19 protein-coding genes are annotated in these 21,184 nt (G+C 67.0%); 4 read left to right on the forward strand and 15 right to left on the reverse strand.

Features of this window, described 5'->3' with window-relative positions:
- Positions 1 to 56: 56 nt before the first annotated feature.
- A complete protein-coding gene (locus BRW65_RS24345) occupies positions 57 to 1,175 on the reverse strand; it encodes an LpqN/LpqT family lipoprotein (RefSeq protein ID WP_073878962.1) in 1,119 nt (372 codons plus the stop codon).
- Positions 1,176 to 1,358: 183 nt separating this feature from the next.
- Here BRW65_RS24345 and leuS point away from each other — a divergent pair, with 183 nt between their 5' ends.
- On the forward strand, positions 1,359 to 4,271 hold the full coding sequence (gene leuS / locus BRW65_RS24350) for a leucine--tRNA ligase (protein ID WP_073879009.1): 2,913 nt from the start codon (positions 1,359 to 1,361) through the stop codon (positions 4,269 to 4,271).
- Here the strand turns inward: leuS and BRW65_RS24355 are convergent.
- From BRW65_RS24355 to BRW65_RS24420, 14 genes are all read right to left on the reverse strand, one after another.
- Positions 4,268 to 4,939, reverse strand: a complete 672-nt coding sequence (locus BRW65_RS24355) for an SDR family oxidoreductase (RefSeq protein WP_073878964.1) — start codon at positions 4,937 to 4,939, stop codon at positions 4,268 to 4,270. The genes leuS and BRW65_RS24355 overlap by 4 nt on opposite strands.
- A gap of 48 nt (positions 4,940 to 4,987) precedes the next feature.
- On the reverse strand, positions 4,988 to 5,491 hold the full coding sequence (locus BRW65_RS24360) for a MarR family winged helix-turn-helix transcriptional regulator (RefSeq protein ID WP_073878966.1): 504 nt from the start codon (positions 5,489 to 5,491) through the stop codon (positions 4,988 to 4,990).
- A 72-nt stretch (positions 5,492 to 5,563) separates the two neighbouring features.
- On the reverse strand, positions 5,564 to 6,304 hold the full coding sequence (locus BRW65_RS24365) for an amino acid ABC transporter ATP-binding protein (protein WP_073878968.1): 741 nt from the start codon (positions 6,302 to 6,304) through the stop codon (positions 5,564 to 5,566).
- On the reverse strand, positions 6,301 to 8,118 hold the full coding sequence (locus BRW65_RS24370) for an ABC transporter substrate-binding protein/permease (RefSeq protein ID WP_073878970.1): 1,818 nt from the start codon (positions 8,116 to 8,118) through the stop codon (positions 6,301 to 6,303). Before BRW65_RS24370 ends, BRW65_RS24365 begins: the two co-directional genes overlap by 4 nt.
- A gap of 48 nt (positions 8,119 to 8,166) precedes the next feature.
- Entirely contained in the window at positions 8,167 to 8,907 is a 741-nt protein-coding gene (locus BRW65_RS24375; RefSeq protein WP_073878972.1) for a GntR family transcriptional regulator, read from the reverse strand.
- A gap of 110 nt (positions 8,908 to 9,017) precedes the next feature.
- Positions 9,018 to 9,803 (reverse strand): LLM class F420-dependent oxidoreductase, encoded by a 786-nt coding sequence (locus BRW65_RS24380; protein ID WP_073878974.1) that lies wholly within the window; start codon positions 9,801 to 9,803, stop codon positions 9,018 to 9,020.
- 15 nt (positions 9,804 to 9,818) lie between these two features.
- A complete protein-coding gene (locus BRW65_RS24385) occupies positions 9,819 to 10,733 on the reverse strand; it encodes an alpha/beta fold hydrolase (RefSeq protein ID WP_073878976.1) in 915 nt (304 codons plus the stop codon).
- Positions 10,734 to 10,755: 22 nt separating this feature from the next.
- A complete protein-coding gene (locus tag BRW65_RS24390; RefSeq protein WP_073878978.1) occupies positions 10,756 to 11,964 on the reverse strand; it encodes a DUF1214 domain-containing protein in 1,209 nt (402 codons plus the stop codon).
- Positions 11,965 to 11,966: 2 nt separating this feature from the next.
- Positions 11,967 to 12,770 (reverse strand): sugar phosphate isomerase/epimerase family protein, encoded by an 804-nt coding sequence (locus tag BRW65_RS24395; protein ID WP_073878982.1) that lies wholly within the window; start codon positions 12,768 to 12,770, stop codon positions 11,967 to 11,969.
- A 1-nt stretch (position 12,771) separates the two neighbouring features.
- A complete protein-coding gene (locus BRW65_RS24400) occupies positions 12,772 to 13,941 on the reverse strand; it encodes a sulfotransferase family protein (RefSeq protein WP_073878985.1) in 1,170 nt (389 codons plus the stop codon).
- Positions 13,938 to 15,065, reverse strand: coding sequence for an LLM class flavin-dependent oxidoreductase (locus BRW65_RS24405; RefSeq protein ID WP_073878987.1), 1,128 nt, complete (start codon positions 15,063 to 15,065; stop codon positions 13,938 to 13,940). Before BRW65_RS24405 ends, BRW65_RS24400 begins: the two co-directional genes overlap by 4 nt.
- A gap of 154 nt (positions 15,066 to 15,219) precedes the next feature.
- A complete protein-coding gene (locus BRW65_RS24410; RefSeq protein ID WP_073878989.1) occupies positions 15,220 to 16,317 on the reverse strand; it encodes an inositol-3-phosphate synthase in 1,098 nt (365 codons plus the stop codon).
- A 59-nt stretch (positions 16,318 to 16,376) separates the two neighbouring features.
- A complete protein-coding gene (locus tag BRW65_RS24415; RefSeq protein WP_003874738.1) occupies positions 16,377 to 16,919 on the reverse strand; it encodes a PadR family transcriptional regulator in 543 nt (180 codons plus the stop codon).
- Between the two features lie 158 nt (positions 16,920 to 17,077).
- Complete coding sequence (locus BRW65_RS24420) at positions 17,078 to 17,959, reverse strand: DUF1707 SHOCT-like domain-containing protein (protein ID WP_073878991.1); 882 nt, start codon at positions 17,957 to 17,959, stop codon at positions 17,078 to 17,080.
- Positions 17,960 to 18,079: 120 nt separating this feature from the next.
- On the opposite strand from BRW65_RS24420, the gene BRW65_RS24425 reads away from it, so the two are divergent.
- The 3 genes from BRW65_RS24425 to BRW65_RS32430 form a co-directional block, all read left to right on the forward strand.
- Positions 18,080 to 18,505 carry a DUF5318 domain-containing protein gene (locus BRW65_RS24425; RefSeq protein WP_067761414.1) on the forward strand — a complete coding sequence of 142 codons (426 nt, stop codon included), beginning with the start codon at positions 18,080 to 18,082 and terminating at the stop codon, positions 18,503 to 18,505.
- Positions 18,498 to 21,065 carry a transglycosylase domain-containing protein gene (locus BRW65_RS24430; protein WP_139273225.1) on the forward strand — a complete coding sequence of 856 codons (2,568 nt, stop codon included), beginning with the start codon at positions 18,498 to 18,500 and terminating at the stop codon, positions 21,063 to 21,065. Before BRW65_RS24425 ends, BRW65_RS24430 begins: the two co-directional genes overlap by 8 nt.
- A partial coding sequence (locus BRW65_RS32430) for a hypothetical protein (protein ID WP_244168189.1) occupies positions 21,062 to 21,184 on the forward strand: 123 nt, incomplete at its 3' end. The genes BRW65_RS24430 and BRW65_RS32430, both read left to right, overlap by 4 nt.

Below are 21,184 nucleotides of genomic sequence, written 5' to 3' on the forward strand. Positions count from 1 at the left end.
AATACGAGCCCGGCCGCCGATTCGCTCAGTCGGCTCCAGCGGAGCCGCGGCAGCGCTTAGTGCTGCAGAAACGAGAAATTGGGCAGTGGTGGCAGGCCGGGAACCAGAGTCAAGAGGTTCGGCGTGGGCTGGCGGCTGGGCATGGGCGCCTGCACCGGCAGGCCCGTCGGAGCCGTGGCCGATGTCTGCCGCAGCGGAGCCACCGCGGGCGCCTGCCCGAGCGGAGCGGTAACCGGTACCTGCCCGACCGGAGCCGTGGCCGGCACCTGCGCGACTGGGGGCACCTGCGCGACCGGGGCCGGAGCCGGGGCGGGGGCCAACCCGACCGGCGAGGCCGCCGGGGTCTGGACCGGCGCGGGGACCGGGTCGCCGGGAACGGTCACCCGGAAGCCGTTGACGATGGCGTCGGTGGCGGGTGCGTCGGCGACGGCGACCGCGCGATCGGTGGTCACCGCGAGCGACACCAGGTACTTGTCGTGCCCGGAGGTGGCGATGACGTGGCGCCGGGAGGTGTTCAGCATCATGTCGCCGTCGCGGTATGTGCCTTCAACAATCGACGACGGGAAGCCGCCGAAATCCGCCATTGAGGCGTTGGTCGGCTGCCAGGCCAGGAGCTGCTGGCTGTCGACGTAGCCATGGCTGATCGCCTCGCGGGGGTCGAAGTTGCCGACCAGCTTGTACACCACCACCTGGGCATTCGAGGTGTAGATGCTGCTGCCTTGTCGGTCGGCGATCACCGCGAACGCGTCGGGCACGTTGGGGTCGGGCACCTGGGTCCAACGGGCCGGCACCGGCAGGGTGATGTCGAGCGCCTTGAGCCCCTCGGGCTTCTGCGCCTCGAGCTTGACCCCCTTCGACTGCAGATATTCACGGATCGTCCCGGAGGCGGCGGGTGGTACCGGCGCGGTGGGCGCGGTGGCAGCCGGGACGGGTGCGCCGGGTGCCGTCGGCGAGGCAGCCGGGTTCGACGCGGGCGGGGTCGCGACGAACCGGTTGGTGGGCACCTGCCCGGGTGCGACGGTGGCGTTCTGCGGCGCGGGGAGGGCGGGACCAGGCGATGGCGCAGGAAGCACGGGGTCAGCCGACGCGTTGCCGCCCGTGGCAACCGCCATGGCGATCAGTCCGGCGACCATACCCCCGAGGAGCGCACGGCGGGCGGGGACGATCTCAATCATCTGCCTCGGTCCTTCCAATGGCGCACTGCCAGCAGGCTTGTCAGAGGCCGACTGTAACTACAGGTCAAAGCCCGTGAATAGGCTCGAAATCGACCTGGGATGAACCCCTGATCGGTGCGCAACGGAACCGAGACCATCCTGTGGCCCGGCGGGCGGGCTGGGGCTCCCTTATACCCTGTTCAGGTGACCGAATCCCCGACCACCGCCGCCGAGAGCAACCCCGGTGCCGTCCAGACGGACCCCGACGCGCCGAAATTTCGTTACACCGCGGCGCTGGCGGGCCGTATCGAAAGCACGTGGCAGGAGAACTGGGCGAAGTTGGGCACGTTCAACGTGCCCAACCCGGTCGGATCCTTGGCCCCGACGGATGGCACCCCCATTCCCGCCGACAAGTTGTTTGTGCAGGACATGTTTCCCTACCCCTCTGGGGAGGGACTGCACGTCGGCCACCCGCTGGGCTACATCGCTACCGACGTCTACGCCCGCTATTTCCGGATGACCGGGCATAACGTCTTGCACGCGTTGGGGTTCGATGCCTTCGGGCTGCCCGCCGAGCAGTATGCCGTGCAGACCGGCACTCATCCGCGCATCCGAACCGAGGCCAACGTCGTGAACTTCCGCCGTCAGCTCGGCCGGCTGGGTCTCGGCCACGACAGCCGGCGCAGCTTTTCGACCACCGACGTCGAGTTCTATAAGTGGACGCAGTGGATCTTCCTGCAGATCTACAACGCCTGGTTCGACACTGCGGCCAACAAGGCCCGCCCGATCGCAGACTTGATCGCGGAATTCGATTCCGGGGCAAGGCAGCTCGAAGATGGACGCGAATGGTCTGCGTTGTCGGCGGGGGAGCGGGCTGACGTGATCGACAGCCATCGGTTGGTGTACCGCGCCGATTCGATGGTCAACTGGTGTCCGGGCCTGGGCACGGTGCTGGCCAACGAAGAGGTGACCGCCGACGGTCGCAGCGACCGCGGGAACTTCCCGGTGTTCCGGAAACGATTGCGGCAGTGGATGATGCGGATCACCGCGTATGCCGACCGGCTGCTCGACGACCTGGAACTCCTGGACTGGCCGGAACCGGTCAAAACCATGCAGCGCAACTGGATTGGGCGCTCCACCGGCACCCGGGCGCTGTTCTCGGCGCGCAACATCAGCGGCGAGACTGTCGACATCGAAGTCTTCACCACCCGACCGGACACGATGTTCGGTGCCACCTACCTGGTGCTGGCGCCCGAGCACGACCTGGTCGATGGCCTGGTTGCCGCGAGCTGGCCGGAGGGCACCGACCCGCGGTGGACCTACGGCGCCGCGACGCCGGGGGAGGCCGTCGCCGGCTACCGACAGGCGATCACGGCGAAGTCGGATCTCGAGAGGCAGGAGAGCAAGGAGAAGACCGGCGTCTTCCTGGGCAGCTACGCGACCAACCCCGCCAACGGCGAGCCGGTGCCGATCTTCATCGCGGACTACGTGTTGGCCGGATACGGGACGGGCGCCATCATGGCGGTACCCGGCCACGACCAGCGTGACTGGGACTTCGCCCACCAATTCGGGCTTCCTATCGTGGAAGTCATTGCGGGCGGCAATGTTTCGGAAGCTGCCTATCCGGGCGACGGTGTGCTGGTCAACTCGGGTTACCTCGACGGGATGGACGTGGCGACGGCGAAGGAAGCGATCACCGCTCACCTGGAGGCGGATGGCCGCGGCTGGGCGCAGATCGAATTCAAGCTGCGAGACTGGCTTTTCGCTCGGCAGCGTTACTGGGGTGAGCCGTTCCCGATCGTTTACGACAGTGATGGCCGTGCCCACGCGCTCGACGAAGCCGCGCTGCCGGTCGAGCTGCCCGACGTGCCGGACTACTCGCCGGTGCTGTTCGATCCCGACGACGCCGACAGCGAGCCGTCACCGCCGCTGGCCAAGGCCACCGAGTGGGTGCACGTCGAATTGGACCTTGGCGACGGCCTCAAGCCCTACACCCGCGACACCAACGTGATGCCACAGTGGGCCGGCAGCTCTTGGTACGAACTGCGCTACACCGATCCGTACAACTCGGAACGGTTGTGTGCCAAGGAGAACGAGGAATATTGGATGGGCCCGCGGCCCGACGAGCACGGCCCACGGGATCCCGGCGGTGTCGACCTGTACGTCGGAGGCGCCGAACACGCGGTGCTGCACCTGCTGTACGCGCGGTTCTGGCACAAGGTCTTATACGACCTCGGACACGTCAGCTCCAAGGAGCCGTACCGCCGGCTGGTCAACCAGGGGTATATCCAAGCCTTCGCCTACACCGACTCGCGGGGCTCTTATGTGCCGGCCGACGAGGTGGTCGAGCGCGGCGGCCGCTTCTTCTATCCTGCTCCCAGCGGCGAGATCGAGGTCTTCCAGGAATTCGGCAAAATCGGTAAGAGCCTGAAGAATTCGATATCGCCCGACGAGATCTGCGACGAGTACGGCGCCGACACGTTGCGGGTGTACGAGATGTCGATGGGCCCCCTGGAGGCCTCCCGCCCGTGGGCGACGAAGGACGTTGTCGGGGCGCACCGATTCCTGCAACGTGTGTGGCGGCTGGTGGTCGACGAGCAGACCGGCGCGACGCGGGTGGTCGATGGGGCCGGTCAGCAAGGCCTGGATACCGGCACCCTGCGAGCGCTGCACCGCACCATCGCAGGAGTCTCGGAAGACTATGCGGCGCTGCGGAATAACACCGCCGCGGCCAAGCTCATCGAATACACGAACCACCTGACCAAGGAGCACCGCGAAGCGGTGCCGCGCGCGGCGGTCGAGCCGCTGGTGCTGATGCTGGCGCCGCTGGCCCCGCATATGGCCGAGGAGCTATGGCTGCGGCTAGGCCACACCGCGTCGCTGGCGCACGGCCCGTTCCCGCAGGCCGACCCCGCCTACCTGGTCGACGACAGCGTCGAATACCCGGTACAGGTCAACGGCAAGGTGCGGGGGCGCGTGGTGGTCGCCGCCGATGCCGATCAAGACACCTTGAAAGCCGCGGCGTTGTCGGACGAGAAGGTCCAGGCCTTCCTGGCGGGCGCCAATCCGCGCAAGGTGATCGTCGTCCCCGGACGGCTGGTCAACCTTGTCGTCTAGCGGCCTGCGGGCCGCAGCACGACCTCGTGGACGTGGCCGTCCGGGGGAGTGGCTACCACGTTGGCGACGGTGGCCGCGACCGTTTCCGGCTTGAGAAGCTTCGCGGGGTCATACGGGTCGCCCTCGAATGCGGCGAGTTCCCGCTGCATGTCGGTGTCGGTGCGGCCGGGATAGACGGTGGTCACCCGCAGTTGCGGTTCGTCGGCGCGCAGCGAGTCGGCGAAGGCGCGCAAGGCGAACTTGCTCGCCGAGTAAGAGGCCATCCCGGGTGAGACGTTGCGCCCCGCACCGGAGTTGATGAAGACCACTTGCCCACGTGCGCGTCGCAGGGCCGGCAGCAGCACCAGCGTAAGTTCCACCGGCCCAAGCACATTGACGGCGAACGTGGCGCGCCACTCGTCCACGTTGGACTCCGCGACGTGACCGGGGAAAAAGACGCCGGCGTTGTGCACCAGCACGTCGAGTTCGTCCACGATCTCGCAGGTGGCCTCGATCTCGGACGGGTCGGTCAGGTCCAGCGGAAAGGTCGTCGCGTCGAGCCGCTCCGCGACGGCGTCGAGCCGGTCGGAAGGCCGGCCGGCCAGCAGCAGCGTGTGGGTGGGGGCCAGTGCTGTGGCGATCGCGGCACCGAGGCCGCCGCCCGCGCCGGTGATGAGTGCAGTTGGCATGTAACGCAGTCTACGGGTTCCGGGAAAGCCGTTGTCTGGCTGGCCTTTTCACGCCTCTTTAGCGGCAGCTGGCTCACCCGCGGGTCCAGCGGCCGGTTCGCCGGAGGCCAGCCGCTCCAGCGGAGCCAGCGCCTGCATCAGGGTGTCCAGGTCAGCAGGGGGAAGTTGGCTGAGCATCGCCGCCAGCGAGGCGCGCCGGTTGGCCAGGGATTCACCATGGACGGCCCGTCCGCGCGGGGTGATGTCGACCAGCACCGCCCGCAGATCGGACGGATCCCGAGAGCGCTTCACCAGACCGAGCTTTTCCAGCCGGCGGATCGCCACCGTGGTGGTGGGAGTCCGCACGCGTTCGTGGGCCGCCAGGTCGGTCATCCGGATCGGACCCTGATCCAGCAAGGTCACCAGAATCGACAGTTGCGCCAGCGTCAGTTCTCCCGCGGCAGCGCCGCTCGGGTCGCCGCGACGCAGAATCGAAAATAATTTGGACAGCGCACGGTGCAAGCCTTCCGCAAGCTCGGTCACATCGGCCGCGGTGGATTCGCTGTCCGCCATAAACGGGGAGTCTAACGCGATATCAGGCGGGTACAAGGTAGCTAAGGCTACTAATCAGTGGTGGTGGCACGGTCAAAGTACTTGCGACAAGAATCGCTGTAAACGCTCCGTCTGCGCGGCCTCGAAAATCCGCTCCGGGGGACCGGATTCCACGACCTTGCCCCGGTCCATGAAGACGACCGTGTCGGATGCCGAGCGGGCGAATCCCATTTCGTGCGTGACCACGATCATTGTCATGCCGTCGGCGCCGAGGTCGGCGATGAGTTGCAGAATCCCTTTCACCATTTCGGGATCCAGCGCAGAAGTCGCCTCGTCGAAGAACATCACTTGCGGCGCCATGGCCAGCGCGCGGGCGATCGCAACCCGTTGCTGTTGGCCGCCGGACAACATGCCGGGTCGTGCATCGGCCTTGTGCTTCAGGCCAACTCGCTCCAGTTGAGCCAGGGCCAGGTCGCGGGCTTCGTCGGCGGGCAGGCGATGCAACTTGCGCGGCGCCATCACGACATTTTTGAGCACACTGAGGTGCGGGAAGAGATTGAAATGTTGGAACACCATGCCGATGCGCTGGCGGAGCTCGTTGGGATCGTCGCGCAACACCGATCGACCGTCCAACAGGATGTCACCGCTGTCGGGTTCGTGCAGCCGGTTCAAGGTGCGCAGCAACGTCGACTTGCCCGACCCGGACGGGCCGATGACGGCGACGGTGGTGCCCGCGGGAGCCTCGAAATCGACGCCGCGCAGCACCTTGTTGCCGCCGAGGGTTTGATGAATGTCTTTGGCGGCCAGCGACACTGGCGTGGGCCCCGCGTTCACGTGATCTCCTGGCCGAACGTCGTCGTGAGCATGCCAGAACTGTCATCCGGGTCGGGGGTGCCGCGGCCGCGGCGCAGACGCGCGTCGATGTAATTCACCAGATGCGTCAACGGAATCGTCAATATCAAGTAGAAGAGGCCCGCGGCCACCAACGGCGACAGGCTCCCGGTCTGGGCATTCAAGTCTCTGCCGACCTGGAAAAGCTCACGCTGATCGGCGATCAGGCCGAGGAAGTACACCAACGCGGATGCCTTGAGCAGCCCGATGAATTGATTGACCAATGCGGGCAGCACACGCCGGATTCCCTGTGGCACCACAACGAGCCGCATCGCGGTGGTGTAGCTGAATCCCAGCGCGCGGGCGGCCTCCAACTGACCGGGGTCCACGCTTTGGATTCCGGAGCGCAGGATTTCGCCGATGTAGGCGGCGGCCATCAGTCCCAATGCCGCAATACCGAGGGGGTAGGGATTCTTGTTGGTCAGCCCGCCGACCAACGGCCCGATGCCCATCCCGATCAGCAGGATGATCACCACTTCGGGCAGGCCCCGGAAGATATCGGTGTACACCCGCGCCGGCCAGCGCAGCCAGCGCCGGTGCGAGATGCCCGCCATGGCCAGCACCATCCCGAGCGCCAGGCCGATCACGATGGCGCTGTTGGTCAGGATCAGCGTGTTGGGCAGACCGGTCGTGAGCAGGACCGGGATCGCTCGTCGGTACATCTCCCAGTCGAAGAAGGAATCGCGCAACTGAGCCAGGGCCGATTTGGGCGCGGCCGGACCCGTCGTGGTGCGGTGCTGGCTCGCGGCGATTGCGGCGAAGTCGGGCAGCTTCGGGACGGGCGCGGCTTTCGACCCGGGCTTCCAGCCGGGCGGCAGCGTGCGCGGCACCCAGTCGCAGTACAGCCTGGCCCAGGTGCCGTCGGCGATCACCGCGTCCAGCCCCGAGTTCAGCGCATCGATCAGCGGCCTGTTCTCCTTGGCGACCGCATAGGCCACGAAATTGCCTGGGCTGAAAGTGTTCGCGACAGTCACCGCGGGGTCGCCGGGCCGAACGGCCGTCGCGGCGAGGGTTCCCGGCGCCACCCAGGCATCGATCTGGCGGGTCTTGAGACTGGCGTACAGGGTGGCGAAGCCCGGGTACTTCACCGGCTGCAGGTGCAGGGTGTCAACGACGTAGGACTCCTCGACGGTGCCCTGGACCACGCCGATGCGCTGGCCCGCCGCCAGGTCGCTGAACTTGTGGATCGGGGAGCCGGGCGGCACCACGAGGGAGTAGAAGCCGAAGTCGTAGCCGTTGGTGAACGCGACGGTGCGGCGGCGCTGGTCGGTCGCTTTCACCGACGCCGAGCCCACGTCGAAACGCCGGGACGCCACCTGGGCCAGCAAAGCGGAGAAGTCGGTACTGACGAAGCGGAGCTGCAGATGCAGCTTGTCGGCGATGGCGCGGAGGAGCAAGTTGTCGAAGCCGCTGAATTCACCGGTCGGGTTGATGCAGATGTTGGGCGGGGCGTCCGACAGGGTGCCGACCGTCAGCACGCCCGGTGTGCCGAGGCCGAGTGCGCCGACGTCGACCGAGGTGAGTGGTTCGACGGAGTTCGTCGTGTCCCGGTCTGCCTGGGGCGTGGGCTGGCTCTCGGTCAGGTCCTCGGGCAAGGCCCTTGCGCTCTCCACGCCCGACGGCGCGCATTGGTTCCAGTCGGCAGCCGCGGGCCCGGCCGGGCCCCCTAATGCCATGCCGCACACCAACACCGTCGTCGCGACCAGTCCGAACAGCCTCCCGCGGCGCTGGGTGCGTCGGAACGCGCGCGCATTCATCCCTGCCACCGTATCGACCGGCAGGCGGCTCCGTCGGGTCAGCGTGCCCTAGATCGCCAGCGACGGCTCGGCGCCCACTGCCTCGGCGTCGGTGATTACGTCGAGTGGTTCCGGCACCACGGGACCCACGTCGTCGGGTGCGGTGAACACTCTCCGCCTGGAAAGTTCGGCGAGCATGGTCTGTGCCATCAGGTAGGAGCGTCCGACGCACGCGGCCCGGGCGGCTTCGGGGTCGCGCCGGTTGATCGCGGACGTCTCCTCTTCGTAGAACGGGAGGATCTCTTCGCGGCTGCCCTGATAAATCAGCCAGAACACCCGGGGCACCAGGTTCTGCGAAGCGCGGATCGTGGCGTGCAACCGGGGGCCGGCATATTCGTCGTTGATCGTGCGCCGGTATTCCGCCGCGATGTCGCAGAAGGCCCGCGAATCCTTGGCGGTGCGCAGCGAGCGCATCAGGGCATCGAGTTGACCCAGGATCCGCGGGGTCGGACTGGTGGCCGCTCGCGCCGAGGCGATGCCGTTGAGCAGGCCCTCGAGTTCGTGATGTTCGAGAACGGTCGCTTCGTCGAAGCGCTCCACGAACGCCCCCCGGTGATAGCGGGTGGAGACAATGCCGTCGTGTTCGAGTTGCACCAACGCTTCTTGAATGGGAACGCGGCTTACGCCCAGCCCCAGCGCGATCTCATTGCGATCGACGCGGTCGCCGCTACGCAGCTTTCCGGTCAGCAAGAGGTGCAGGATGTGCGAAACAACCAGGTCCTTTTCTTTGACCCCGTATTTTTTCGGCATTCGTTGTTGAGTCTCTTTCAAACCGGGTTCGGCGAACTAGCGCGAGAAGTTTCTCACGCGGGGGCTCGTATTTTCCGGCGTTTGACGGAGGAATCTTGCGGCGAAAGGCCTTAGCGACTATCGCGCCACCGGCACAGCGCTTCCGCGGCGCTCAGGTCGTAATCCGGACCATCACACGCCACCGTCAACAGCGTCACACCGAGGCCGACGAGCCTCTCGGCGTTTTCGACCAGCCCCCCGCGGTCCTGCACGGCGGCCGAGCGTTCGATGCTCGCCGGGTCGCGGCCGACGTCGCCGCAGTGCCGGGCCAAGACCTCTGATTTCGCCGGTAATTCGTCGGCCGAAGTGAAGCTGTGCCAGATGTCGGCGTATTCGGCGACCAGCCGCAGCGTCTTACGCTCCCCGCCTCCGCCGATCAGGATCGGGATGTCGCGGGTCGGCGGCGGGTTCAGCTTGGCCAGCCGCGCTTTGATCCTGGGGAGCGCGCCGGCGAGGTCGTCCAGCCGGCTGCCGGCGGTGCCGAACTCGTAGCCGTATTCGTCGTAGTCCTTCTGTTTCCAGCCCGAACCGATCCCCAGCACGAGCCGGCCGTCGCAGATGTGGTCGACGGTCCGGGCCATGTCGGCCAGCAGTTCGGGGTTCCGGTAGGAGTTGCAGGTGACCAGCGCGCCGATCTGAATGCGCGACGTCTGCTCGGCCCAGGCCCCGAGCATGGTCCAACATTCGAAGTGCGCGCCGTCGGGATCCCCGTACAAGGGGAAGAAGTGGTCCCAGTTGAAGGCGATGTCGACGCCGATGTCCTCGCAGCGGCGCACCGCGTCACGGATCTGGTGGTACTGCGGCGCGTGCTGAGGTTGGAGTTGCACACCGATGCGGATGGGTAGATCAGGAGTCATAGGACCAACCTAGGCTCACCGCGCGTCCAGCACCCCCCGCAGTAGCTCGATCAAGGCCAGCGGCTGGTCGCTCTGCACGGAGTGCCCGGAATTCTCCACGACGTGCGAGGTCCGGAAATGCTTTGTGCGACGGGTCAATTCGGCGGCATCCTCGTCGCTGACAAATTTCGAGTTTCCGCCGCGGATGAGGGTGATGGGCGCGGACAGCCGGTCCACGTCCTCCCATAGGACGTCGAAGTCGGGAAACTTGCGGATGGCGTCGTAGCGCCACGTCCAGTTGCCATTGTCCAGCCGCCGCGAATTGTGAAAGACGCCGCGGCGCAGCGCCTTGACCTCGCGATGCGGCGCCGCGGCGATCGTCAGGTCCAGCATGGCCTGAAAGCTGGGAAATTCGCGTTCGCCGTGCATCAGCGCCACGGTGCCCTGTTGTTCCTTGGTCATCTCCGAGTGGCGTTGCAGCGCCGACGGGGTGACGTCGATGAGGACGAGTTCGTTTACCAATTCGGGCGCCGCGGCGGCCAGCCGTATCGCGGTCAACCCGCCCAGCGACATGCCCACGACAAGATCGGCGCTGGGCGCGTGCTCGCGCACGGCGGGCAACAAGGCGTCGACGTTCAGCTGCGGTGAGTAGTCGCCGTCCTCACGCCACGCCGAATGGCCGTGCCCCGGCAGGTCCACGGCCAGTGCGGGTTCGCCGAGTCCGACGATGACGGTGTCCCAGGTGTGGGCGTTCTGGCCGCCGCCGTGTAGGAAGACGATCCGCGGGGGAGTGCCACCCCAGCGCAGAGCGCTGATCTTGTTCTCACCGGCGCCCGTTTCCACGCGTTGCACGTCCGGCAGCGGGCCGGTGACGCCGGCTTGCTCGGCATTCTCGGACAACAGCGAGAACTCATCGAGTCCGTCGAGTTCGTCTTCGGAGATTTCGGCCACGATCTAAAACTAGCCCCCTCGTCTAGAGGACGTAACGACGGCGAATGCCCCGAAAGCGCTCCCACATCGCGGCGGCGCGCTCGGCGGGGCTGACCATGGTGGTGTCCGCCGGTAGGGCGGCGAGCAATTCGTCGTGCTTGACGACCCGGGTGTTCAGCGCGGCGGGCTCACCCTCGAGCATGTGCCGGTAGGTCAAGTTGCCGCACGCGAAGCCTTGGGTGTCGAGCCAGTTGTGCACGCCCGGATCACGATGAGCCATGGCGAGACGAACGCGGCCATCGGCGTCGGTCTTCGTGCGGCTCGGCGTGTAGCTCACCGGCCGGTACAGGTAATCCATGCTGTTGAAGAAGACACCCATATTGGTCAGCGTCCATAACCCGTCGTGGGCGCCGAATTCGACGATCAGCGCCTCGTCGTCCGCGAGTTCCCAGTACATGTTGGCGGCGGCCCGGCCGCGTTTGGCATCGGCGCCGGTCGCGTCGACTTGCGGGAAGGCGTTGGGGCGGCTGGCGTCGACCCCTCCGTAGGTGAAGGGAAAATCGGGCCAGTCGGCCATCAGGCCGGTGACGAAGTCGCCGGCCCAGCGCATCGCCTCGACCATGTCGGGCGGCGAGGGCAACGGTTTCGGGGAATCCATGTCGATGCGTTCGACGCGAAGCTGTGCCGGTAGCTCGTCCCAGCGGTCGAAACCCTGGCGGATGAACAGTTTGCGTGACCCCGCGGTGGTGGGCAGCCAATTCGGCCCGCGCTCGGGCCCGCCGATGTAGAGCTCGAATTCCCCGGCATCGCCGACCTGGAGCTGATGACCCAGCAGGTTGGCCTCCGGTGTGTCCCCGAACGGTTCGTGCAGCACGCCCGGGCCCGGCGTACGCGGCCCCTGCACCGTGACGTTGAAAAACCTTGCGGTGCCGAGTGTCCCGGCAAGCCGGTACGTCGACTGTCCGTCGATCCACGCCTGCTGGTAAGTGAAGTCTGCGCAGTCGCCGCCGAGCTTGCGGGTCGGACCGCAGAAGGTGTGCAGCGCCGGATACCGGGTGTCGCGTGTCTCCAGCGCCAGATCGAAGGCCTGGCCGAGGTTTTGGGTGAGGAACCGGTAGGCGTCGACCCGATGGGCGTCCGCCGCCGGGTTGGCCTGCTTGAAGGCCTGCTCACCCGCTTGCCGCAGCCGCGCGCAGAATTCCGACCAGGCCTGCCGCAGCGCCGCGTCGTCGGGCCCGTCGCCGAAGGCCATGCTCACGCACCCAGCCTCTCGAGCATCGCGCTGACGACATCGCATGCGCGCTGCGCAGCTTCCAGGTGCCCCTCGCGGTCGATGCGGGGACCGATCAGTTCCAGGTCGAAACCGTGACAGTAGCCACCGGCAAGCGCTTGGGCGACGAAGGCTTCGATCGGAATCGTGCCGTCGCCGGGCACCGCCCTGGCCGGCAGCGCCCGGTCGCCGAGCACATAGTCGCTCAGCTGGATCAGTGCGGTCCGGGGCAGCGCCCGCCGCATCGTGGTCTCCAAATCCCCCTCCGCCCAACAGTGAAACACGTCGATGCACACACTCAGCTCGCCCATCTCGGCCAGCGTGACCGTGTCGCGTAGGGTGTGGACGAGGTGGATGTCGGCGTAGAGGCTGGATGCATTCTCGATGGCGAGCGCCACTCCGGCCTCCTTGGCCTGCGCCGCGCAGGGGGCGACCATCGCGCAGAATCGTTCGGCGGCCTGCGCCCAGGTGAGGTTACCGCGCCCGCCGGTCAGCAGGTAGACGGTCCTGGCTCCGACCGCGGCGGCGGCGGCGATCACGGTGGACAGCGCGCCGCGGGCGGCGTCTGGGTCGCTGGACAGCGTGCCGCCGGCGAACAGATGGTAGACGGCCTCTACGGCATACGCATTGCCGTGCAACAGCATTGGGAAGCGCGGCTCCAGCAACTGGCTGTCCAGGATGCTCAGCCGGGAGACCCCAAGCGCCGCCCAGTGAGCTTCCAGTTCCGCCAGCGATTCGCCTTGGAAGGTGACGTTGTGCACCGACAGACGGGGGTGTGGGCCGGTCATGTCAGGCGTGGTTCTCGATGGCGACGCCGAATCGCTCCCGGAATGGCCGGAATTCCGCGTGCAGCGCGTCGAGGTCTTCGCCGATGTCGGTCAGCAATTGGGTGGAGTAGGTGAATTTGCCGTAGCGGTCGCCTCGATTGTTGGCCAGGTACGCGCGCATCGCCGCTTCGGCGTCGTCCGACAGCTCGCGACCGCAGAACTCGTAATAGCGCCGAACGGTGCCGATATGGTCGCCGACAAAGTCGGCGTAGCGCACGTGCAGGATACGGGAATCGTCGACCAGGGGATTGCTCATCGTGTTGGCGATGCTGGCGCGGGTCATCTCGAGGTGCTTCTTCGCCTCGGCGTGCAGGTCGACCGGACCGACGATGCCTTCGGCGATGTCGGCCATCATCATCGTGCGCGACGCGGCGACTTGGACGGGGTCGCGGTGCAGCCACACCAGGCGCGCATCGGGATAGGTGTCGAACAGTTCCTTGAGACGGAAACCGTGAAAGCCTTTGAGCACCCAATACTTTCGGGGGCGGCGGTATTGCAGCTGTTGCAGCATGGCCTTGTGCAGCCGGTATTGCGCCGCCGGATCGGTGGCCAGGCCGCCGACCAGTGACTGCATCGGTACGCGCCACCAGGCGGTGGGGGTCATCACCCGGAAGTCGAACGCCCAGGTGCGCTCGTCCTCAGGCAGGCCGTCGCCCAGCATGTCGTTGTACGGGTGGCTGTGCAGCCACTTGGGCATCTTGGCGTTGATCTCGCGCCAGTCCGCGTCGGCCCGCTCCCTGCGCTCATCGCCGGGACCGGCAAGTCCCGGCGGCGGTGACGGATACATCACCTCCCAGAAGCGCAGTGCCCGCGCCCGCGGGTCGACGGACATCAGGGCGTGCATGAGCGTTGTGCCCGAACGGGGTTCACCGGTGACGAACATCGGCCCGTCGATCACCTCGTCGGCGATCGGGTAGCGGTTGCGGTCCTCGATGAATTCCAGTCGCGACGTCAGCAGCCATCGACACACCTGTGCCGCCTGCCGGTTGCCCTCGGCGTCCATGCCGAGGCGGTTGAGACGGTCGACGGCGACGGTGAAGCGTTGCGGCAAGGTGGGATCGCCATAGTCGCGCAGTCCGGTTTCGGCCTGCGCATCGGCGAGCAGCTGGGCGGCGTCCAGGGGAGTCGTCACGAGGCCCCTCCGCACAGCCGCATCAGCTCGTCTTCGGCGGCGCGGATGTTGGCCGCCGAAGCCGCGGCGTAGCTCAGGCCGGCCATCGCGCCGTAGTCCAGGATCTTGGGCACGCGCAGTCCCGCGTCGACGTACGTTTTGACGATTTTGGCGACCTGTGTCGGCGTCCCGTGCGGCACGGCGGCCAGGACCATCTCCGGCGTGGCTTTGTCGAGGAAGGCGAGGATGCGCTCGCGGGTGAGCACGGCAGGGTCGATGTCTTGGAAGCCGCGCCACCGATCCCCCATCGGATGTTCGAATCCGAAGCCGCGCAACATTTCCGCCGAGACCTGCAGCAGGAACGCCTTGACCAGCGGTGCTTGGAGGATCTCCGCGAGCGCGTCGTCGTCCTCGCCGATCAAACACACCTGGATGAAGCACGGTGTGATCGCATGCGGATCGCGCCCGGCGCGCTCGGCGGATTTCCTTACCGCGGAGAGCATTTCGGCATAGTGCTCCGGCGTCCAGGCGCCGGCGGGCCACCACCCGTCCGCGTGCCGGCCGGCGATTTCCAGCATGCGCGGGCCGCTGGCGCCGATCCAGATCTGCGGCGCCCGGCCCGCATAGGGTTCGGTGTCCAGCCGGGCGTGGCGCAGCGAGTAGAACTGCCCGTCGAAATCGACCGGGCCGTCGCTGTCCCACAGCAGCCGGATCACCGTGAGGGCTTCCTCGAAACGGCTGACCGGAGTTGAGAAGTCGAACCCGTAGGGCACGATGTTCTCGCTCTCGCCGCTGCCCAGGCCCAGGATGAAACGGCCCTTCGCGAGGTGATCGATGGTCAGCGCCGTCTGCGCCAGCAGGCTGGGGTGGCGGCGCACCGTGTCGACGACGGCGCTGACCAGCGGAACGTTTTCCGTCAGGACGGCGGCTGCGGCCGTCACCGCCAGGCCGTCGAGGTGGCGGTGCGGCGACGGGGAGGCGGTGGCCAGGTCGGTGAACTCGGGCGTCCAGATCGAGTCGGGCCAGAAGCTGACCATGTGGTCGGGCAGCCAGATGGAGTGGTACCGGCCGCCGTCCAACTCCTGGAGCCGGGACAGGTCCAGGGGCAGCGTCGTGCGCAGGAACGCGGCGGGTTGCACTCTCATCGAGAGATGATGCTAAGCACTCGCACAGCGCAGTGGGGACGAAATGGCTCCAACACCGGAGCGCCGTGCGTGACAAAGAGGCCCGCAAGAACGCAAGAACGAAAGTGCGGTGAGGTCACAGGAGCGACCTCACCGCACGATCGGTGGAAAGGGGTTAGCCCTCGATGATGAACTCTTCGAGCTGCGCGCGCGCGACGTCATCGGGCAGCTGCTGCGGCGGGCTCTTCATCAGGTAGGCCGACGCCGGGACCACGGGGCCGCCGATGCCGCGGTCCTTGGCGATCTTGGCCGCGCGCACCGCGTCGATGATGACGCCCGCCGAGTTCGGCGAGTCCCACACCTCGAGCTTGTACTCCAGGTTCAGCGGCACGTCACCGAACGCACGGCCCTCCAGCCGCACGTAGGCCCACTTGCGGTCGTCGAGCCAGCCGACGTGGTCGGACGGGCCGATGTGCACGTCCTTCGTCTTGAACTCGCGCTGCACGTTGGACGTGACGGCCTGGGTCTTGGAAATCTTCTTGGACTCGAGACGCTCGCGTTCGAGCATGTTGAGGAAGTCCATGTTGCCGCCGACGTTGAGCTGCATGGTGCGGTCCAGCTGCACACCGCGGTCCTCGAACAGCTTGGCCATCACGCGGTGCGTGATCGTCGCACCGACCTGGCTCTTGATGTCGTCGCCCACGATCGGCACGCCCGCGTCGGCGAACTTCTTGGCCCACACCGGGTCCGAGGCGATGAACACCGGCAGCGCGTTGACGAACGCCACGCCGGCGTCGATGGCGCACTGGGCGTAGAACTTGTCGGCCTCTTCCGAGCCCACCGGCAGGTAGGACACCAACACGTCCACCTCGGCGTCCTTGAGCGCCTTGACCACGTCGACCGGCTCGACATCCGACAGCTCGATGGTGTCGGCGTAGTACTTGCCGATGCCGTCCAGCGTCGGGCCGCGCTGCACCACCACGTTGGTGGGCGGCACGTCGGCGATCTTGATCGTGTTGTTCTCCGAGGCGAAGATCGCGTCCGAGAGGTCGAAGCCGACCTTCTTGGCGTCCACGTCGAAGGCGGCGACGAACTTGACGTCACGCACGTGGTACTGGCCGAACTTAACGTGCATCAGACCGGGCACGGTGCTGTTCTCGTCGGCGTTTTGGTAGTACTCGACGCCCTGTACCAGCGAAGACGCGCAGTTACCGACGCCGACAATGGCGACTCGTACCTCCGTCGACGCGATTGGCGCGTTCTGGTCACTCATAGGGCGTTCTCCTAACTCCATAACTCTTTGTCGCGGCTGATGAATTTCGTGCAGGGGTTTTACGTCTGCTCGGAGAGGCCGGGCATCGCCCGCTCCGCAGCGATGAGCTCGTTGAGCCACTTCACTTCGCGCTCGCTGGACTCGAGCCCCAGTTGGTGAAGTTGGCGGGTGTAGCGATCGAACGAGCTGCTGGCCCGCGCCACGGCTTCACGCAGGCCTTCCCGCCGCTCCTCAACCTGACGGCGGCGACCTTCCAGGATGCGCATGCGCGCCTCCGCCGGAGTCCGGTTGAAGAACGCTAGGTGCACCCCGAAGCCGTCGTCGGTGTAGTTGTGCGGACCGGTGTCGGCCACCAGCTCACCGAAGCGCCGACGGCCCTCGTCGGTTAGCTGGTAGACGCGCCGTGCCCGCCGGACCGGCGTGCCGGCCGGGGCGGCGTCCTCGGCGATCAACCCTTCGGCCTGCATCCGCCGCAGGGCGGGGTACAGGGAACCATACGAGAACGCACGGAACGCGCCGAGGAGACCGGTCAGCCTTTTGCGCAACTCGTAACCATGCATCGGCGATTCGATCAGCAGGCCCAGGATGGCGAGCTCAAGCATCGAAGCACCTCCTTTGCACGGCTGGTTACGACGGCTCGACGCGTCGCGTAATCGTATCGTCTCGATATATTCGCCACAACACCACCGGAAGTTCGGCAGCCATTAGCTCCGGGTGCGCGGAATCGAATCGCGCTGGCGACGCGCCGGCCCGGTCGTGCTTAAGACGGCAGATTCAGTTGCTTCACGGTGCCGTCACCTGCGAAAACGATGTAGCCACCACCGTAGTCGCTGGAGACGTACAGCGACAACGACAGGGCGCCGGGCGTCGTCGGGTCGTTCGCCGGCTGGATGTTGAGGTATTCGGTCTTGACGTCCGAAGGCTTCATGTGGAGGGTCTGCGGGGCACCGCGCATGATGCCCACCGTCGCCGTGACGTCGAACTTGCTCAGGTCCACCGGAAAGGGCCCGTCGGCGGAACTCTTGGCCGAGCTTGTCGGGTCGCCCCAGCCGCCGCGGTAGGTATAGGCCAACACCCGGCGATCGTCGGAGGGATCCTGCCGGTCGAGCACCGCGTACGTCGGGTAGATCACTAAGCGGTAGCCCACTGCGTCGCCGAACCGTTTCCGTGTTTGCTCGAGCAGGCCGGTCAGCCCGCCGACTGAATGCAATTGGGTGGGCGGCGTCAGCACGATCGGGGCGACTCCGTCGGGCTTGGCGCCGGGGTCGGTGGTGAAGTCGAGCGGCGACGTGGTGTTGCCGTACATGCCCCACCCGATGCCGATGCCGAGCAGTACCGACACGACGAATGCGGCGCCGAGCACCCCCCAGCCCCTGAGCCTCGGCGGCACCGGCATGCGCTTGACGGTGGTTGTCGGCAGGGCGCTGCTGTCGGTCTGCAGGTCGCTCACCAGGTCCTGCAGGTCGCCGAGCGTGACGGCCTTGGTGGCCGCACTCACGCGTTCACGATGCTCTTCCATGGAGAGCTCGCCGTCGTTGAGGGCGTTGTCCAGGATCTTGCAGGCGTCCTGCCGGTTGATGTCTTTGGCGCGGGTGCTCGCCGCCACGCCACCGCCAAGCGATGTCCCGAGCCATTTCGCCACGGGGATGATCGTAGAGTCCCGCCCCAGTTCGTCACGGAAAGAATCAACCGATCACCGGCTTCGGGCGCCACAGTTTTGGTTGCGTATCGGCCGTCCGGATGGAGACGTACTCTGGTGGGCGTGCGACTGCAGCGACAAGTGGTGGACTACGCCCTCCGGCGGCGGGCACTGCTGGCCGAGGTGTACTCGGGCCGCACCGGCGTGTCCGAGGTATGTGACGCGAACCCTTATCTGCTGCGCGCCGCCAAGTTTCACGGGAAACCGAGCCAGGTCATGTGCCCGATCTGTCGCAAGGAACAGCTGACGCTGGTGTCGTGGGTGTTCGGCGAACACCTGGGTCCGGTATCGGGGTCGGCCCGCACGGCCGAAGAGCTGGTCCTGCTGGCGACTCGCTTCGAGGAGTTCGCCGTCCACGTGGTGGAGGTGTGCCGGACCTGCAGTTGGAATCATCTGGTCAAGTCGTACGTGCTCGGCGCGGCGCGCCCACCCAAGGGCACCCGCACCACGCGGACGGCGCGAAACGGCGCGCGCACGGCCATTGAGTAACGACGGACGCCGCGACCAGTCGTCCAACAACGCAGATGGGCCGGCGACTGAACGCGTGGGCAAACATGGAACCGGCGAGCGCCCGCGTGACGCGCAGTCGGCACCCGGTCAACGGCGCGGGGTTCCCCCAGACGACCGGATGACAACGATCCTGCCGCCGGTTGTCGACGACCGGTCACCCCGGCGGCCCGATCCCAGCATCGAGGAAGTCAAGGCCGCGCTGGAGGGCCCCCCGTCGACGCCGTTGCAGCGCGATGCGCTCGAGGAGGTCAAGGCCGCGCTGGAAAGCCGGACGCCGTCGCGGCGCGAGCGGCCGAGCGCGGGAGCCCCACCGGGAGGACCACCGCCGCCATCCGGCCCGCGACGGCCCGGCGGCCCCGACGGGTTCGGACGCCGGCCGCGGCGTGACGTGCACTGGACGCAACAGATCAATTGGCTGTGGGTGCGGCGAGCGGCCTACCTGTCGGCCGCGGTGTTGGTGCTGCTGCCGATCGTCACGTTCACGATGGCGTATTTCATCGTCGATATCCCCAAGCCGGGCGACCTGCGCACGAACCAGGTCTCCACAATCCTGGCCAGCGACGGATCCGAGATCGCCAAGATCATTCCGCCCGAAGGCAATCGGGTCGACGTCAACATCAGCCAGGTGCCGGTGCACGTGCGGCAGGCGGTGATCGCCGCCGAGGATCGCAACTTCTATTCGAACCCGGGTTTCGACTTCACCGGCTTCGCTCGGGCGGTGAACAACAACCTCTTCGGGAACGGCGACCTGCAGGGCGGGTCGACGATCACCCAGCAATACGTGAAGAACGCGCTGGTGGGTTCGGCTCAGCACGGCCTGAGCGGTCTGATGCGCAAGGCCAAGGAACTCGTGATCGCCACCAAGATGTCGGGGGAGTGGTCGAAAGACGATGTGCTGCAGGCGTACCTGAACATCATCTACTTCGGCCGCGGCGCCTACGGCATCTCCGCCGCCGCCAAGGCTTACTTCAACAAGCCGGTCGAGCAGCTCACCGTCTCCGAGGGGGCGCTGCTGGCCGCGCTGATCCGACGGCCGTCGTCGCTGGATCCGGCTGTCGACCCGCAGGGCGCCCGGGCGCGGTGGAACTGGGTCCTCGACGGCATGGTGGAGACCAAGGCGCTCTCACCCAGTGACCGCGCGGCGCAGGAGTTTCCGCAGACGGTGCCGCCGGACCAGGCGCGCGCGGAAAACCAGACGACCGGGCCCAACGGCCTGATCGAGCGTCAGGTGACCAAAGAGTTGATGGAGCTGTTCAACATCGACGAGCGGACCCTGAACACCCAGGGCTTGCAGGTCACCACCACCATCGACCCGAAAGCCCAGCAGGCCGCGGAGAAGGCGGTTTCGAAATACCTCGACGGGCAAGACCCCGACATGCGGTCGGCCGTGGTGTCGATCGACCCCCACGACGGGGCGATACGCGCCTATTACGGCGGCACGGACGCCAATGGATTCGACTTCGCGCAGGCCGGGCTGCAAACCGGTTCGTCGTTCAAGGTTTTCGCGCTGGTCGCGGCGCTCGAGCAGGGGATCGGCCTGGGCTACCAAGTCGACAGCTCGCCGCTGACGGTCGACGGCATCAAGATCACCAACGTCGACGGTGAGGGCTGCGGGACGTGCAACATCGCCCAGGCCCTCAAGCAATCGTTGAACACCTCCTATTACCGGCTGATGCTCAAGCTCAAGGGCGGGCCGCAGGCCGTCGCGGACGCCGCGCACCAGGCCGGCATCGCCACCAGCTTCCCGGGTGTGCAGCACACGCTCTCCGAGGACGGCAAGGGCGGCCCGCCCAACAACGGAGTTGTGCTGGGTCAGTACCAGACTCGGGTGATCGACATGGCCTCGGCGTACGCCACGCTGGCGGCCTCGGGTCTCTACCACCGTCCGCACTTCGTGCAGAAAGTCGTCAGCTCCGACGGGCAGGTGCTCTTCGACGCGAGCAAATCCGACAACAATGGCGAGCAGCGGATCCCTAAGGCCGTCGCGGACAACGTCACCGCGGCCATGGAGCCGATCCCCAGCTACTCGCGGGGCCACGCCCTGGCCGGCGGCAGGCCGTCGGCGGCCAAGACGGGTACCACGCAGCTCGGCGACACGACCGCCGACAAGGACGCCTGGATGGTCGGATACACCCCGTCACTGTCGACGGCCGTGTGGGTCGGCACCGCGAAAGGTGACGTGCCCCTCGTAACGGCCTCGGGCGCACCGGTTTACGGCTCGGGGCTGCCGTCGGACATCTGGAAGTCCACGATGGACGGCGCGTTGAAGGGCACGTCGAACGAGTCGTTCCCCAAGCCGACCGAGATCGGCGGTTACGCGGGCGTCCCGGCGCCGCCGCCTCCGCCACCGGCGCCGTCGGTGACCGTCATTCAGCCCACCATCGAGGTGGCCCCGGGCATCACGATCCCGGTCGGCCCGCCCACCACGATCACCAACGCTCCGCCGGGCCCGGGCGGCGGCCCGGGCGGGCCGGGCGGACCCGAGCCGGGTGTCCCGCCGGGCGGCGCGCAAGCTCCCGCGCCGCAATCGCCGCCGTGACCGACGCCGAGCCGCGCAGCGCCACCATCTCTCCGGCGCGGTTGGCCGGCGATCTGCGCAGCGTCGACAACCGCGATTGCCCCAGCCGGACCGACTCGTTGGGCGCCGCGCTGGCGGAG

The organism is Mycobacterium paraffinicum (genome assembly GCF_001907675.1).
Classification (GTDB): Bacteria; Actinomycetota; Actinomycetes; order Mycobacteriales; family Mycobacteriaceae; genus Mycobacterium; species Mycobacterium paraffinicum_A.

Bases quoted from the DNA above. Each gene is read 5' to 3' on its own strand.
- BRW65_RS24345 (WP_073878962.1), bottom strand. From the start codon at position 1,175: ATGATTGAGATCGTCCCCGCCCGCCGTGCGCTCCTCGGGGGTATGGTC.
- BRW65_RS24355 (WP_073878964.1), bottom strand. From the start codon at position 4,939: ATGCCAACTGCACTCATCACCGGCGCGGGCGGCGGCCTCGGTGCCGCG.
- BRW65_RS24360 (WP_073878966.1), bottom strand. From the start codon at position 5,491: ATGGCGGACAGCGAATCCACCGCGGCCGATGTGACCGAGCTTGCGGAA.
- BRW65_RS24370 (WP_073878970.1), bottom strand. From the start codon at position 8,118: ATGAATGCGCGCGCGTTCCGACGCACCCAGCGCCGCGGGAGGCTGTTC.
- BRW65_RS24375 (WP_073878972.1), bottom strand. From the start codon at position 8,907: ATGCCGAAAAAATACGGGGTCAAAGAAAAGGACCTGGTTGTTTCGCAC.
- BRW65_RS24380 (WP_073878974.1), bottom strand. From the start codon at position 9,803: ATGACTCCTGATCTACCCATCCGCATCGGTGTGCAACTCCAACCTCAG.
- BRW65_RS24390 (WP_073878978.1), bottom strand. From the start codon at position 11,964: ATGGCCTTCGGCGACGGGCCCGACGACGCGGCGCTGCGGCAGGCCTGG.
- BRW65_RS24395 (WP_073878982.1), bottom strand. From the start codon at position 12,770: ATGACCGGCCCACACCCCCGTCTGTCGGTGCACAACGTCACCTTCCAA.
- BRW65_RS24405 (WP_073878987.1), bottom strand. From the start codon at position 15,065: ATGAGAGTGCAACCCGCCGCGTTCCTGCGCACGACGCTGCCCCTGGAC.
- BRW65_RS24410 (WP_073878989.1), bottom strand. From the start codon at position 16,317: ATGAGTGACCAGAACGCGCCAATCGCGTCGACGGAGGTACGAGTCGCC.
- BRW65_RS24415 (WP_003874738.1), bottom strand. From the start codon at position 16,919: ATGCTTGAGCTCGCCATCCTGGGCCTGCTGATCGAATCGCCGATGCAT.